Origin of the sequence: Nocardia sp. NPDC059180 (assembly GCF_042754945.1) — a bacterium.
Lineage (GTDB): Bacteria > Actinomycetota > Actinomycetes > Mycobacteriales > Mycobacteriaceae > Nocardia.
The window spans coordinates 312,316-326,232 of the sequence record NZ_JBHZBU010000006.1 but is presented as its reverse complement, the minus strand read 5'-3'; the positions used below and the strand labels follow the sequence as shown (position 1 = coordinate 326,232).

The 13,917-nt window shown below is 65.7% G+C and carries 16 protein-coding genes and 1 pseudogene; 7 read left to right on the top strand and 10 right to left on the bottom strand.

Annotation, left to right across the window (positions count from 1 at the left end):
- Positions 1 to 238: 238 nt before the first annotated feature.
- The 3 genes from ACFXNW_RS20785 (at position 239) to ACFXNW_RS20775 (ending at position 2,524) form a co-directional block, all read left to right on the top strand.
- The gene (locus ACFXNW_RS20785) at positions 239 to 943 is read left to right on the top strand and encodes an ESX secretion-associated protein EspG (RefSeq protein WP_379419355.1); all 705 of its coding nucleotides are present in this window, start codon (positions 239 to 241) and stop codon (positions 941 to 943) included.
- A gap of 67 nt (positions 944 to 1,010) precedes the next feature.
- A complete protein-coding gene (locus tag ACFXNW_RS20780; protein WP_379419354.1) occupies positions 1,011 to 1,385 on the top strand; it encodes a hypothetical protein in 375 nt (124 codons plus the stop codon).
- Entirely contained in the window at positions 1,382 to 2,524 is a 1,143-nt protein-coding gene (locus ACFXNW_RS20775; RefSeq protein WP_379419353.1) for a hypothetical protein, read from the top strand. Before ACFXNW_RS20780 ends, ACFXNW_RS20775 begins: the two co-directional genes overlap by 4 nt.
- Before the next feature lie 72 nt (positions 2,525 to 2,596).
- On the opposite strand, the pseudogene ACFXNW_RS20770 reads toward ACFXNW_RS20775, so the two are convergent.
- Both ACFXNW_RS20770 and ACFXNW_RS20765 read right to left on the bottom strand, forming a co-directional pair.
- Positions 2,597 to 3,635 (bottom strand): annotated as a pseudogene (locus ACFXNW_RS20770) (IS481 family transposase).
- A 29-nt stretch (positions 3,636 to 3,664) separates the two neighbouring features.
- Positions 3,665 to 4,681, bottom strand: a complete 1,017-nt coding sequence (locus ACFXNW_RS20765) for an NADPH:quinone oxidoreductase family protein (RefSeq protein ID WP_379419352.1) — start codon at positions 4,679 to 4,681, stop codon at positions 3,665 to 3,667.
- A 158-nt stretch (positions 4,682 to 4,839) separates the two neighbouring features.
- On the opposite strand from ACFXNW_RS20765, the gene ACFXNW_RS20760 reads away from it, so the two are divergent.
- A complete protein-coding gene (locus ACFXNW_RS20760) occupies positions 4,840 to 5,406 on the top strand; it encodes a TetR/AcrR family transcriptional regulator (RefSeq protein WP_379419351.1) in 567 nt (188 codons plus the stop codon).
- Positions 5,407 to 5,545: 139 nt separating this feature from the next.
- On the opposite strand, the gene ACFXNW_RS20755 is transcribed toward ACFXNW_RS20760, so the two are convergent.
- Together ACFXNW_RS20755 and ACFXNW_RS20750 are read right to left on the bottom strand one after the other, a co-directional pair.
- Complete coding sequence (locus ACFXNW_RS20755; protein WP_379419350.1) at positions 5,546 to 5,860, bottom strand: hypothetical protein; 315 nt, start codon at positions 5,858 to 5,860, stop codon at positions 5,546 to 5,548.
- A 35-nt stretch (positions 5,861 to 5,895) separates the two neighbouring features.
- The gene (locus ACFXNW_RS20750) at positions 5,896 to 6,135 is read right to left on the bottom strand and encodes a hypothetical protein (protein ID WP_379419349.1); all 240 of its coding nucleotides are present in this window, start codon (positions 6,133 to 6,135) and stop codon (positions 5,896 to 5,898) included.
- Between the two features lie 335 nt (positions 6,136 to 6,470).
- Here ACFXNW_RS20750 and ACFXNW_RS20745 point away from each other — a divergent pair, with 335 nt between their 5' ends.
- Together ACFXNW_RS20745 and ACFXNW_RS20740 are read left to right on the top strand one after the other, a co-directional pair.
- Complete coding sequence (locus tag ACFXNW_RS20745) at positions 6,471 to 7,760, top strand: hypothetical protein (protein WP_379419348.1); 1,290 nt, start codon at positions 6,471 to 6,473, stop codon at positions 7,758 to 7,760.
- Entirely contained in the window at positions 7,757 to 8,317 is a 561-nt protein-coding gene (locus ACFXNW_RS20740) for a GNAT family N-acetyltransferase (protein WP_379419347.1), read from the top strand. The genes ACFXNW_RS20745 and ACFXNW_RS20740 overlap by 4 nt, the downstream gene beginning before the upstream one ends.
- A 125-nt stretch (positions 8,318 to 8,442) precedes the next feature.
- On the opposite strand, the gene ACFXNW_RS20735 is transcribed toward ACFXNW_RS20740, so the two are convergent.
- Positions 8,443 to 8,826: an HAD family hydrolase gene (locus tag ACFXNW_RS20735; protein WP_379419346.1), complete on the bottom strand. Its 384-nt coding sequence runs from the start codon at positions 8,824 to 8,826 to the stop codon at positions 8,443 to 8,445.
- A 263-nt stretch (positions 8,827 to 9,089) separates the two neighbouring features.
- Here ACFXNW_RS20735 and ACFXNW_RS20730 point away from each other — a divergent pair, with 263 nt between their 5' ends.
- The gene (locus tag ACFXNW_RS20730) at positions 9,090 to 9,743 is read left to right on the top strand and encodes a Uma2 family endonuclease (RefSeq protein WP_379419345.1); all 654 of its coding nucleotides are present in this window, start codon (positions 9,090 to 9,092) and stop codon (positions 9,741 to 9,743) included.
- Between the two features lie 93 nt (positions 9,744 to 9,836).
- Here ACFXNW_RS20730 and ACFXNW_RS20725 read toward each other — a convergent pair whose 3' ends face one another.
- The 5 genes from ACFXNW_RS20725 to rplU form a co-directional block, all read right to left on the bottom strand.
- Complete coding sequence (locus tag ACFXNW_RS20725) at positions 9,837 to 10,091, bottom strand: hypothetical protein (protein ID WP_379419344.1); 255 nt, start codon at positions 10,089 to 10,091, stop codon at positions 9,837 to 9,839.
- Positions 10,092 to 10,243: 152 nt separating this feature from the next.
- A complete protein-coding gene (proB, locus tag ACFXNW_RS20720; RefSeq protein WP_379419343.1) occupies positions 10,244 to 11,377 on the bottom strand; it encodes a glutamate 5-kinase in 1,134 nt (377 codons plus the stop codon).
- Positions 11,378 to 11,427: 50 nt separating this feature from the next.
- Entirely contained in the window at positions 11,428 to 12,888 is a 1,461-nt protein-coding gene (obgE, locus tag ACFXNW_RS20715) for a GTPase ObgE (protein WP_379419342.1), read from the bottom strand.
- A 132-nt stretch (positions 12,889 to 13,020) separates the two neighbouring features.
- A complete protein-coding gene (gene rpmA, locus ACFXNW_RS20710) occupies positions 13,021 to 13,287 on the bottom strand; it encodes a 50S ribosomal protein L27 (protein ID WP_379419341.1) in 267 nt (88 codons plus the stop codon).
- 43 nt (positions 13,288 to 13,330) lie between these two features.
- Positions 13,331 to 13,642, bottom strand: coding sequence for a 50S ribosomal protein L21 (gene rplU, locus ACFXNW_RS20705; RefSeq protein ID WP_014349679.1), 312 nt, complete (start codon positions 13,640 to 13,642; stop codon positions 13,331 to 13,333).
- Positions 13,643 to 13,917 lie beyond the last annotated feature (275 nt).

The following is a 13,917-nucleotide window of genomic DNA, read 5'->3' as shown; positions in this document are numbered from 1 at the left end:
TCCCATCGCTCCCGGTCAGTGCCGGGCAGCTCATATTCTCGGGCCCCGCGGTCGCGGGGCCCGCGACCGAGTTAATCCGAGCATTGTCTGTATATCCGAGAATTGACCATGGTGTTAGCCCACAATCCTCGAGTGCCCCCACAGTGCCCGGCCGTCCGGCTTCGATCGCGCCCTCACCCGTCGCGCCCACTAAGCTGTCGGACAGCGTCGGTGGGTGCGGTGAGGATGTGATCGGGTCGTGAGTTGGACGTTCACCCCGGACGAGTTCGCCCATATCTGGCGCGACACCGGCCAGGACCGTCATCCGTATCCGCTGCGCATCCTGGAGACACCGCGCACCGAACACGAGGCCGAGGCGCTGCGCGCCGAGCTGGCTGCCCGGCTGCCACGGGGCACGGACCCGGATCTGTCGGCCTGCCTGCGCATTCTCGCCGCACCGCACACCAGAATCGTCGCGGTCGGCGGTGGACATTCCGCGGGCAGCGAGATCCGGCTGCTTGCCGCCGCGGTCTTCGATCGCGCGGTGCTCGCGGTCCAGGAACCCGGCCGCACACCGGACTTCGGTGGGCAGGTGCGGATCTCTATCGGGCACAGCGCGAAACTCGGCGCGCGGATCGCCGCACTGCTCCCCAAGACGCCTGCCGGGCGTGAACCCGCACGCGCCGCGGCGGCAGACGCGATCCGTGACGACGAGGTCGTCATCGCCACCGCGCGGGCGGCGCTGCCGATCCGGCGGCTGCTGCTGAAACCCCACACCGCCGAAGGACATATCCGGATCGAGCCGCGCCTGGACCGCCCGACTCCGCCCCCACCGGTCCACTACACCTGGATCGATGTCGAGGGCGACGGCCGCTACTTGATCAAGGCCGGTGACACGGTGCATATCGTGCCCGCGGGCGCCGAACAACTGGCCGCACAACTGCAGAAGCGGGTGCCTTCCTGATGCCATGACCCCTGACCGGCGACCTCGATTGCGGCTACTCTGAATCGGACCGACGGAGGGGACAGCGATGACGATCGAGACCAGCCGAACCGAAATCGCCCGGTTTCGGCACGCGGCGCACGCGGGCACTGTCAAGTTCGATCCAGCCGCGGCGCGACGCTGCGCCGAACTCTACGACCATCAGCTCGATCGCCTGCTACACCTGCAACAACGGCTGGAATCGGTGGCCGAACCGCGTGGTTTCGGCGGATTCGTCTCGGCGCAGCAGCTGCAGGCCGGATTCGGTCACAAGGCCCGCGATGCCGCCGCACTGCTCGACCATTACATCGAGGCCGCCTACCGGATGAAAGAGGCGTTCCTGATCAGCGGCGGACTCTACGAAGAAGCCGACGCCGCCAATGCCGCCGCGATCCGCGCCATCGAGTCGAGGCTGCCCCGATGAGCGGCACCGACCCCGAATACATCAGCGCGATGGAACACTTCGAGTCGATGCGGCACGAGGAGATCTACGCCAAAACCCAGGAGATCGACGCGGCCGCGATCCTGCAGACCTCCGCCGCCTGGCTGGAAGCCGCGGCAGGGCTGTCGACGTCGTTCCCACTCACTCGCGACAGTGTGGATCGGGTGATGGATTCGATGGACTGGGAAGGCGCCGCCGCCGACGCCGCCCACGCCAGCGCCCGCAGTTTCGCCGCCTCGGTGGATGAGCTGGCCGGAGTCCTCGGCCAGGTCGGTGCCAGGATCGGCGGGGTCGCCGCCGCAGCGGAAGCGGTCAAACTGGCCGTCGTACCGCCAGGCGGATCGGGCCCCATCGGCGCCATCGCCAAACTTCTGGAAGCCGCCAACGTCATCGACGCACAGATGGCCCAGGAGGCGTTGCGCCAGGAAGCCGTCCTGGCGATGAACATGATCTACAAGCCGGCGTATGGACTGGCAGGCACCGGTGTCCCCGCCCTGCCGGCGCCACCGGAAGCACCCGGCACCCAGCCACCGCTGGGCGGCCCACCGCAGCAGCAATTGCGGGCCGAACCGGATACAGCCGCACCGAACGGCACACCGTCCACGCCTCCGACCCAGCAGGCTCCCCCACTGTCCGTCCCACCGCCGGCCGAACCACCGGCACCGGTCCAGCCCCCGGCCGAGCCATCGGCCCCCACGCCACCGTCTGCCGAAGCCCCGGCTCCTACCGAACCATCTATTCCGGAGGTCTCACCGACAGAGCCACCGGCCGCTGTACCCCCGCCGGCCGATCCCCCACTTCCAGTGCCCCCACCGGCGGAGCCACCAGTACCCCTACCACCCCCGGCCGATCCCTCGCTCCCAGTTCCCCAAACACCAGAACCCCCCGTACCCGTCCCGCCGGTCGAGCCGCCGGCGCCCGCCCCGGAGCCGCCGACCCCACCCGCTCCGGTCGAACCACCCCCGCAACCAGAAGCGCCGCCCCAACCCCCGATCCCGGGACCCGAGAACCCACCACTCCCACTACCGGACCCAGCGGGGCAACCCGGCATCACCGGTCCGATCCCCGAAGGCACTCCCCCGGCCACCGACCAGCCCGGTGTCATCCCGCCACAGGGGTAATCCGGGCGGAATCCAGGATTCACCGAGGTGGCCGAAGATCAGTTCAGAGGGTTTTTCGGCGACATTCTGGGATCAGCACCCCGTGGCAGGCATGAACTTCCAGCGCCGCTCGCTGTAGGATGCCAGGACGTTGTTGACGCGTGATGGCGTCGCGGATGCTGGCGGCATCCCGTCGTGAGCGCCGTGGGGCCGGTGGTCGTTGTAGTGCCGATTCCAGAGGTCCAGCGCGGCAGCTCGCTCCTGTTCTGAGCGCCAGGTCCGGGCGTAGAGGAACTCTTCGGCAAGGATGCGGTTGTACCGCTCGATCTTCCCGTTGCGGCGCGGCGTGTACGGCGTGATGCGTTTATGGCGGCTTTCGCCGATCACGTTTGCAAAGGCGTTCGCGCGGTAGCAGGCGCCGTTGTCGGTCACGATGCGCTCGATGTGGGTGATGCCGTGCGCGGCGAACCAAGACCTCGCCCGGTCGAGGAAAGCGACGGCTGTGACTGCTTTCTCATCGGGCAGCGCCTCGGTGTAGGCCAGCCGGGAGTAGCCGTCGATCGCGGAGTGCAGAAACACGTATCCGGCCTTCGCGCCGCGCGTCTTCGTTCGGGCCACAGCCTTGGCCTCGGCACTGTTCTTGCCGTGCACGTGCCAGCCGCCGCCGTCCGGGATACGGCCGGTCCTCTTCACGTCGATATGGATCATGTGGCCGGGCCGTTCGGCGATGATCTTCTGCGGTTCGCGGTTGCTTACGCCGTTCGGGTCGATGAACTTCCGACGATTCAAGCCGATATGCGCGAGCAACCGCGTGATCGTGCGGCGGCTGATCGGAGTGCCGTCCTGGTGAAGCTCGAAAGCGATGCGGGATGCCGACCACTTGCGATCGCGTCGCATCGACTCGATCCGCTTGACAAGCTGCCCAGGCGTCGCGGTCGGCTGTCGGCCCGGAGCAGATGAGCTATCAAGCAGCCCGAGTTCGCCGAACTTCCGGTGACGGTTCACCCACTTCGATGCAGTTGCACGTGAGACTCTCATCTCGTCCCCTACATGAGCGATCGGGCGCGTGCGGCAAGCGCTCCACAAGCCGCCGGCGGCCCTCCGGAGTCGACGGCGCGTTCTTGTGCGTCATGGAACGGTTCTTTCACCCCCGCTGAGGGCTCACGCCGAGAGTGATATTGAGGGCACGAGCGCGAGTTTCCCCAATGTGGTGCGCGCCTCGAGGTCCTGGAGCGCTTGCGGGCCGTCTGACAATTCGCGGATTGTCGGAGTGCCTGGGCCGAGGACCCCGCTCGCGATAAGGCCGAACATCTCGCCCATCACCTGGCCGAAGATGTGCGGTGCGGACTGGATCAGGATGCCGATGTTCAGCCCGATGAGGTGGACCTGGTGCTTGTAAACGAGGTCCCAGTTGGTGATCGAGGCCTCGCCGCCGGCGAGGCCGAACACGACGACCCGGCCGGTGACCCGCTTAGTGGCGGCCAAACTCGCCTCGAAGGTAGCGCCCCCAGCCGACTCCAGCACGAGATCGACGCCTTCGCCTTCCGTCAGGCGAAGGACATCGGCAGCAAGTTCGCTGCTGTGCGAGTCGAGGAGGTAGTCCGCACCCAACTCCTTGACCGCCTCGTGCTTGTCGGGGGATGCCGCGGCGATCACCGTCGCCCCATAGTGCTTGGCCAGCTTCACGGCCACCTGGCCGGTTCCGCCGGCGGCCGCGTGGATCAGAACCGTCTGCCCCGCTTCGATCTGCCCCAACGGTTTCAGCGCAGCCAAAGCGGTCGGCCAGGACACGACCATCCCGAGCGCCTGCTCGTCGGTCCAACCGGGCGGCAAGGGCGCAGTCCCAGCTGCCATCAGAACGGCATACTCCGCGAAGGCTCCTCCCATGATCGTGACGCCGATGACGTGAGCACCGAGCTCGACACCGGCGGCTCCTTCGCCGAGCGCCACAACCTCGCCGGCAGCCTCAATGCCGGCCAAGTAGGGAGGCTGCGGCCCACCCGCGAACACTCCACGGGACTGCGAGACGTCGACGAAGTTGACCCCGGCTGCTCCGACTCGGATCAGCACCTCGCCCGGGCCGGGAGTCGGGACCGGCGCATCGGATACAAGGCGTAGATCCTTGGGGCCGTCCAGGGACGACTGCTGCAAAGCGCGCATCGAGGCAGGAATGCTCATGGTCATCCGATCTGATTTGTTTGCTGATTGACAAACAAACCTTGCCACGGTGATCGGGAGCCGGTCAAGCTAATCTTGATCGAACGACAAACAAAGCACGGAGGCGCACCGAAATGGCCAGTCGCGGGCGGCCGCTCACGTTTGACCCTGACACCGCCTTGCAGCGGGCGCTCGAGGTGTTCTGGGAGCGCGGCTACGAGGGCACCTCGCTCAGCGACCTGACTCGGGCGATGGGGATCGCCTCCGCGAGCATTTACTCCTACTTCGGAAGCAAGGAGAGCCTCTTCCGCCAGGTCATGGACCGCTATGGCGCGACTGCCGGCGCACCGCCACGGAACGCACTTCAGGAGCAGCCTGCCGTCCGGGAGGCGATTCACGCGATGCTGCGCGCGACCGTCGACCAGATCACGCGATCTGACGCTCCGCACTACTGCATGCTCATCCTCGCTGCCCCCACCGGAGCGATCGAGAACGAGCCCATCCGCGAGTTTCTGGCCGACATTCGGCGCTCCCAGCTCACCGCGATAAGGGATCGCCTGCAACGCGGGATCGACGAAGGTGAGCTCGCCGCGGGCGAAACCGACATCGACGCCGTCGCACGCTACTACGCCACCATCGTGCAGGGCCTCTCGATCCAAGCTCGCGATGGTGCAACGCGCACCGAACTCGAAGACATCGTCACAGGCGCGATGGCCGGATGGTCCGCACTCACAAGAGCCGCGTAGACAATCGTTCGGTGCCCGCTTGCGTGCCGGCCGTTCCGTCTAGGCTCCAGCATCATCCGATCATCTGCCAGACCTACGCAGTTCCAGCGTCAACAACCTTCTGGCCAGCAACAGCTAGCTGATTCCAGCAGATGAATCGTCAGTATGTCCGCCCCGAGTCCGGGGTGATCCGTCCGCTCTCCACCAGCACCCGCCAGGCCGCCGTCTTACGTGGGCACTCACCCACTCGGCACGCCCGATGTCGCTGCATTGTCATCTGCGCATCGCGTACGCTCATCGGCCGGTCGGGCGGCTCATGCGGGTACCCGATCGGCCAGACCTTCGAATCCATATCGCTGCGCTCCTGCCCTATCCGCTGTTGAATCTCGGCGACACTCTTGCCTTCCGGAATCCGGCTCGGCCATGTCAACGCGACCGCGAACATCACCGCCGCCACCGTCAAAACGGCAGTCATCACGATCGTCAACACCTGCCATCCCGTCACGCCGCTCACCTGATCTCGGCGTCCGCGACCGAAAACGGTTCAACATCGATCTGGAGGAACGTCACGGCCGCAGCAAAGGCCTCCAGCACTTCGGCGTCGAGGTCGGCGAACTCGACTTCCCAGCCATCGTCACCGACCAGCGACCAGGACCCGTCCGCGCGCTGGAGATAGCGGTAGCCCTCGTTGCCGGACGCCCTGTTGGCATCCCGCTCATCCTCATTGGCGTTTCGCGCGGACAGCTCCATCGCCGACCCCTTCCTCTTGCGTGGTGGGCACCCGCCGCCGAGGAGCGCCGATGAGGGGCACGGCATCGACCCGGCGGCGGGGCTGGATTCAGATTCCTTGCCACGAGGCCAGCGGGGAATGCCTCTCTGTGGTCGATCTGGGGGAGATTGGGGGGAGACAGGCCAAGAACTGGCTCTGCGGGGCAGGATTCGGTGCGACGATTCGGCTGAAGGGTTGCCGCGCAAGGGATGGGGGAGCAATGTCTGAACCGAATCATCTGCTGCGTAACGCTCGTGGTCGAGTCCGTTCTGAAACAACTGGGCATCCGCTATCACGCGCGGAGGTGGCAGAGTTGGTGAATGAGTGGGTCCTACGCAGCAGCGGACGAGTAATCGAGCTGTCCGGCAATTACATCGGCAAGTTGGAACGCGGTGTCTTCCGGTGGCCAAATGCCGACTTCCGTGCCGGAATCCGGGCTGTTCTCGGTGTTCAGACCGACGCCGACCTCGGTTTTCGCCCGGTCGAGCGCAGCGGCGACACCGGTAGCATGGGGACAGGTCCGAACGATCCTCCGATGTTCCCGCCAACCGCAGGGAAAGAAGTTGACGACGTGCTCCGCCGAACTTTTTTACTCAGCGCTTCGGCCGCTGGAGTTGGCGCTGCGCTCGGGTTGGAGTCGGCGCGGCACGGGCTGAATCGTGCTATTTCGGATGGGTGTTCGGTCGAACTGGACGACTGGCACGAAGTCGTTCGAGAGTACGGAGCCACGTATGTCACGCACACATCGACCGAGCTTCACGAAATGCTGCTGGTCGATGTTCTGAGTCTCGAGCTGGCGCTGAGCATGCCAGTCAGAACTGCTCAGCGGCGGGAGTTGTACAAGATCGGTGCGCTACTGAGCCAGTACATGGCGCAGGCCGTCGGCGACCTCGGACAGCGTCGCGAAGCTGTGCGGTGGTGGCGCACCGCTCGCTATGCGGCGGACCGCTCAGATGACCTGCATGTGATGCTATACGTGAGAGGGCGCAAGGCAATCCGCGCTATCTATGACGGACAGTCACCACAGGTGATCATCGACGATATCGGGAAGACCGCCGACTTGATCATGGCAGGACCGGCCGGTGGCAGGCCGAGCTTGCTCGCTGCTCGCGCGCAATCGTTCGCTCTGCTCGGTCGTGCAGACGAAGCTGAGGCATCCTTGGCCGCTCTGCGGGATACCTTCGCAGCCTTGCCTTCTACCGTGACCAGCGACCACGGCTGGCACTGCTGGGCCTACCCCGAAGAACGGGTCAGGTTCGCCGAGAGCTTCGTCTACTCCCACCTCGGCGATACCCGCCGCGCCGAACGAGCGCAGACAGCGGCACTTGACCTCTACCCGCCGAACAGTCGGCGCGGCCCCGTCCAGATCGAGCTACAGCGCGCATTGTGCCTGGTGCGAGGCGGTGACCCGAGCCAGGGCACTGACTACGCAACAACGACTTTGGCGGCCTTGCCAGCGGAATACCGGACCCGCTTTGTCATGGGGCTGGGTGAGCAGGTGCTTGCGGCGGTACCGCCAGGCGACCGCCGCACGTCCACCGCTCGGGAACTGCGCGAACTCCTGATGGAGGACGCACTACACGCACAGAAGGCCGTCGAGTCATGAGCCCTGGCTCTCTCGAGCTAACGCGCTACGAAGCAACCGGACCGCTCGGACTTGCAGATGAACTGCAAGCGATATACCTGGCATCGCACATCGAACTGCAACACAACCCGTGGTATCGCCCCGAGAGATTCTGGGAGCGCCTGGAGCAGCTGTATGCACCGATCCCAGATTTCGAGCTGGTTGTAGGGAGAGTGGACGATCGGATGGTCGGTTATGCCTTCGGCACCCCGTACGGGCGACCCCAGGCAGTGTGGGCAAAGGCGGCACATCTATACCCCGAGTTGACCAACGAACCAGCTGGTGCGTCGGTCTACATCTTCCGCGAATTCGCTGTTCACCCCGAATACCACGGGCAGGGATACGCGCGAACCATCCATGATGCGTTGCTGGCCGAACGCCCAGAACCGCTGGGCTACCTCCTAGTACGAGTCGGCAATCCCGCCAGGGCGACCTACGAGGCATGGGGCTGGCGCGTCGTCGGGCGAGATCAGCCGTTTGCGGACTCGCCAGTCATGGAGGAAATGGCGAAGGTACTGAACGCCCCACAGGAAGGCTGACGAGCTTTCACGCAGACGTGGCGGTGCGAAGAAGCCTTCACCGCCCTCCAGGCGGCCGAAGCCATCGCACACCAGCACACGCACGCACATCCCTACGTCAAGGACATGATGGAGCGCTTGAACTGCTAACGCCGCACCGAAACCAGATCGTTCAGTGAATCGATCACCCAATCGGCGGCGCTATTACCGCTGACCTCATCCGCCCACAGATATCCCCAAGGTCCCCGGCGGATCAGCGCAGCCTTCAGTCCCGCCGCACGAGCCGGAATAATATCGTTGTCGCGGTGGTCGCCGACGTACACGATCTCGTCGCGTGCTCCACGCGCGAAATCAACCACCCGATCAAAAAAGGCTGGATCCGGTTTCGCCACTCCCCATTCACCAGACGTCGCTATGTCGTCGCACGGAAGGTCAAGCGCCCGGAGCAGTTCCGCAGCGCGGGCGGTCTGGTTCCCGGCGATGCCGACCCACAGCCCGCGCTCCCGCACAGCGGCCAGTCCAGACCGCACGTCTGAGTAGAGGTCTTGCTCCTCGATCTGTTCACCGCACCGAGGACAGCCGAGAAAGTGTGGCGCGGTATGTCGATCCAGTCGGCCCAGGCACCGAACTCCCGGCTGTCATCGAGTAAAGTCTCGCCGACATCGAACACCACAGACCGAATCATGTCTCTACCTCGGTCCCGGGGCCATTTCCACCAATCTGCGACGGAGTCTACGGCGGGATCACCATCGCGCAGGCGAGATGGTGGTCAAGGTCGGATTATCGTTGCGACATGACTGTGCCTCGCGGCGAGCGTCCAGACCTGCCTGAATACATGACGTGGGATGAACTGGAGCGACTACCGGAGGAACTTGCAGAGTGGATCGAGCTGCGGGATCGACGGGTCGTGTGGATCGGCGGTGAACCACCCGAGCACCAGATGTTCACCTGCCGAATCTGGAACGCTTTGGAGCGGTGCTCGCGCGCCGCTGAGACCAGGAATTCCCATCCGAGCATGCGTGTGGTCGGCCTGACAGCTCTGTTCTTCGGCTACAGCGGAAAGTCGGATTTCGCCATACCGGACTTTATGATTCACCGCGAACTCGCGTCGCCGTTCCAAGACGCTCGCGCGGCTGACGCACTGCTGGTCGGCGAAGTCCTGTCTCCGTGGAGTGACCGTGCCGATCTCGAGGCCAAGAAGACGCGCTACGCGAGCGCCAGGATCCCCTGGTACTGGGAGGTCGCCCTGGCTCGTGAGAAACGCGCGATCGAAACTATCCGGGCGTACGCATTGGAGACGGGGCATGGACAGGTTCCCGGCGGGGTGTGCCCGTTGCGTCCGGCGAACTATCTGGTTGCGGGTGAATGGACCCCGGCCGATACCAGCGGAATCGAGATCGACTTCCCTTTCCCGATCAACATCCCGTGGTCGGAACTCGAGTACTGAGCTTTCCGCCTACACCGTCACCAGGTCGCATGAATGGGTGACCGGCACCGCACGTCAGGGCACCGGATGCTTTGGTGACATCGACCAGGAGCATCAGGTGTACTTCTCAATGTCCTCGGCGACGAAGACGTCCGCGATGTCCGAATTCGTGATCTCCCGCAGGTGCCCTTGATCGGCCGCCCTGACCAGCGGGAACGCAACTCGACCGCCAACCCGTGCCCGAGGGTGAGCACCGACCTCGTGAGTAAGAGCCCTAGTGAACAGCTCCTCCAGTCTGATTCCACGCGCGGCAGCGGCGAGGTTGGCTGCCTGCAGGAGCTCTGGCGGCAACTCGACCGTTATGCGCATGAATACATGATGGCACCGGCCAGAGCGGGCACCCGGTCGACTGGATCGCGGCGCCCTTGCCTCCCCCAACGACCAGCCGGAATCGGCTCGATTGTCGGTATCCGTTCCCCATCGCGATCCCAAGGAAGGAACTCGAGTACCGAGTGCTCGCCCTACACCTTCACCAAATCGTCAGCGTGAATGACCGGGCGCTGCATGGTGTCGGGAAGTTCGGTGGTGGAGCGGCCGAGCATGGTGGACAGTTCGGCCGCGTCGTATTCGACGACGCCACGGGCGACCAGGCGGTTGTCGGGGGCGATGAGGTCGACGACGTCGCCGCCGTGGAAGCGGCCGCGCACGCCCGTGATGCCTGCGGCGAGCAGGGAGTGGCGACGGTGGGCGACGGCGGCGACGGCGCCGTCGTCGATGTGGATGGCGCCGCGGCTGTCGGCGGCGTGGCGGACCCAGAACTTGCGCGCGGACAGGCGCACCGGGCGAGCCGCGAACGCGGTGCCGACTGTGCCATGGCTCAGGGCGGTCGTGGCGTCGGAGGCCGCTGCCAGCAGCACCGGTACACCCGCATCAGCGGCAAGGCGCGCCGCCGACAGCTTCGAGGCCATGCCGCCGGTGCCGAGTGCGCCACCGCTGCCTGCGATCACCCCGTCCAGGTCCGCGCTGGAACGCACCTCGGGAATGAAGGTGGCGCCGCCCTTGCGTGGGTCGCCGTCGTAGAGGCCTTCGACATCCGAGAGCAGTACCAGCGCATCGGCGCCAACGAGATGCGCGACCAGTGCGGCCAGCCGGTCGTTGTCGCCGAAACGGATCTCTTCGGTTGCGACAGTGTCGTTTTCGTTCACCACCGCCACCGCGCCGAGCGAACGGAGCCGGTCGAGGGTGCGCTGGGCATTGCGATGGTGTTCGCGGCGGGCGAAGTCGTCGGCGCTGAGCAGCACCTGCCCGACTGTTCGGCCGTAACGGGTGAACGAGGTCCCCCAGGCGTGGGCGAGCGCCAGTTGACCGACGCTGGCCGCGGCCTGTTTGGTGGCCAGATCACGCGGGCGGCGACTCAGACCGAGTGGAGCCATTCCGGCGCCGATCGCGCCCGAGGACACAACGACCACATCCGAACCGGCCCGCATCCGCGCCTCGATGGCGTCGGCGAGCCGATCCAGCCGTGCGATATCCAGACCGGCCTTCATGCTGGTGAGGGCCGAGGACCCGATCTTCACCACCACACTGCGCGCACCGGCGATGGCCTGGCGCGCCTCACTGAGTTCGGCGCCGAACTGCACCTTCGTTTCCGTCACGGCTGATCTCCACCACTGTTCTCACGCGCAGGCACGCCGCTGGGGCCTGCCTACGCTCCGTCCTCGTCGTCGCCAACCAAACCGCGACGCACCCTGGAGGCATGTTTGCGTTCGGCTGCGCCGACCCGGTCGGACTGCTCGAGCCGGATATCGGTGCCGCGGCCGGTGGGCACCATATCGACGCCCGCCGAGATCTGCGGCTCCCATTCGAAGGTCACATCGCCGATGGTGACGGGCGCGCCGGGCTCGGCACCGAGGCGCACCAGTTTGTCTTCGACACCGAGTCGCGCGAGTCGGTCGGCCAGGTAGCCGACGGCCTCGTCGTTGTCGAACTGGGTCTGGCGGACCCAACGCTCGGGCCGGGTGCCGCGCACGATGAAGCCGCCGGGCTCTTCCGGGTCGGCGATCACGCTGAAGCCGGTCTCGTCCACCGCGATCGGGCGGATCACCGGGCGCTTCGGCGCCGCCTTCGGATGGTCCTCCCGGTACTTCAGCACGAGGTCCGCGAGCGCGAACGTCAGCGGCCGCAGTCCGGCCCGGCTGACTGCCGAGATCTCGAAGACCGGCCAGCCGCGCGCGGTGAACTCGTCGGTCACCATCTCGGCCAGTTCGGCCGCATCGGGCACATCGGTTTTGTTCAGGATCACCACGCGCGGACGATCGGCCAGATCGCCGAGCCCGGCGTCGGCGCTCAACGCGGGCTTGTAGGCGGCGAGTTCCGCCTCGAGGGCGTCGACATCGGAGACCGGGTCGCGGCCAGGTTCGAGCGTCGCGCAGTCCACGACATGGGCGAGGACGGCGCAACGCTCCAGATGACGCAGGAAGTCGAGTCCGAGGCCGCGGCCCTGGCTCGCACCAGGAATCAGTCCGGGCACATCGGCCACGGTGAACGTGGTGTCGCCGCTGGCGACCACGCCGAGATTGGGGACCAGCGTGGTGAACGGGTAGTCGGCGATCTTGGGTTTCGCCGCCGACAGCACCGACACCAGCGAAGACTTACCGGCCGACGGGAACCCGACCAGACCGACATCGGCCACCGACTTGAGCTCGAGCACGATATCGCGCTCTTCGCCCTCCTCACCGAGCAGCGCGAACCCGGGCGCCTTACGCGCCTTCGACGCCAGTGCGGCGTTGCCGAGCCCGCCACGACCCCCGCGGGCGGCGATGTACTGGTTGCCCACACCGACCAGGTCCATCAGCACTTCGCCGTCCGAGCCGAGCACCACGGTGCCGTCAGGAACCTTCAGCAGCAGGTCGGTGCCCTGTTTGCCGTCGCGGTTGCCGCCCTCACCTGGTTTACCGTTGCTCGCCTTGGCATGCGGATGGAAGTGGAAGTCCAGCAGGGTGTGCACGTTGGAGTCGACCTCGAGGATCACGTCTCCGCCGTTGCCACCGTTACCGCCGTCGGGACCGCCGAGCGGCTTGAACTTCTCCCGGTGCACCGACGCGCAGCCGTGGCCGCCCTTGCCAGCACGCACGTGAAGTACGACACGGTCGATGAATTTGGACATACGCCGAATCATCCTCCTTCGGTCTGGTCAGGACGGCGAACGTCGCCGCAGGTCACTGTGATGGAAACAACGAAAAGCGGGCCAGGGGTATGTCACCCTGACCCGCTCGTCTGTGTTGGAGTCGTCAGCCGGTCAGGCTTCGACGGGCTCCGGAACCACGATGTTGACGGTCTTGCGTCCACGCTTGCTGCCGAACGCGACCGCGCCCGCCTCGAGGGCGAACAGAGTGTCGTCACCGCCACGGCCGACGTTCACGCCGGGGTGGAAGTGCGTGCCGCGCTGACGCACCAGGATCTCGCCGGCCTTCACGGTCTGACCGCCGAACCGCTTGACGCCGAGGCGCTGGCTGTTGGAATCACGACCGTTCCGGGAGCTGGATGCACCCTTCTTATGTGCCATTGCTGTACTCCTCCAGATGGGGGCTCGGTGAACCCCCGGCCGATTACTTGATGCCGGTGACCTTCAGGACCGTCAGCGGCTGACGGTGACCCTGGCGCTTGTGGTAGCCGGTCTTGTTCTTGAACTTGTGGATACGGATCTTCGGGCCCTTGGTCTGCTCGACGACCTCGGCGGACACCGAAACCTTCGCCAGCTTGTCCGCATCGGCGGTCAGCTCGGCGCCATTGACCACGAGCACCGGCGACAGATCCACAGCGGTGCCCGGCGCACCCTCGATCTTCTCGACCTTCACCAGGTCACCGACCGCGACCTTGTACTGCTTTCCGCCGGTCTTGACGATCGCGTACGTTGCCATCGGTCGGCTGCCCTTCTTCCTCTAGTGTGCGGCGCTTGATAGCGCGCTGGAGTGGCACCCGGCGGAAGAACTCCACCGGGCAACCACTACACATCTGGTCTGGTAGTCATCGCCGCCTCAGCACTGGCGATTGCTCAGGGTCTGCTAGATACAGTTCCCGATACAACTTCGCGGGCACAGCGTGATAAAACGCTGTCGCCGGGCAGCGACTGTCCAAGATTACAGGACGCATAGGTGCGCGACCAAACCGGCCGCAGAACGACAGTGGCCCCCGC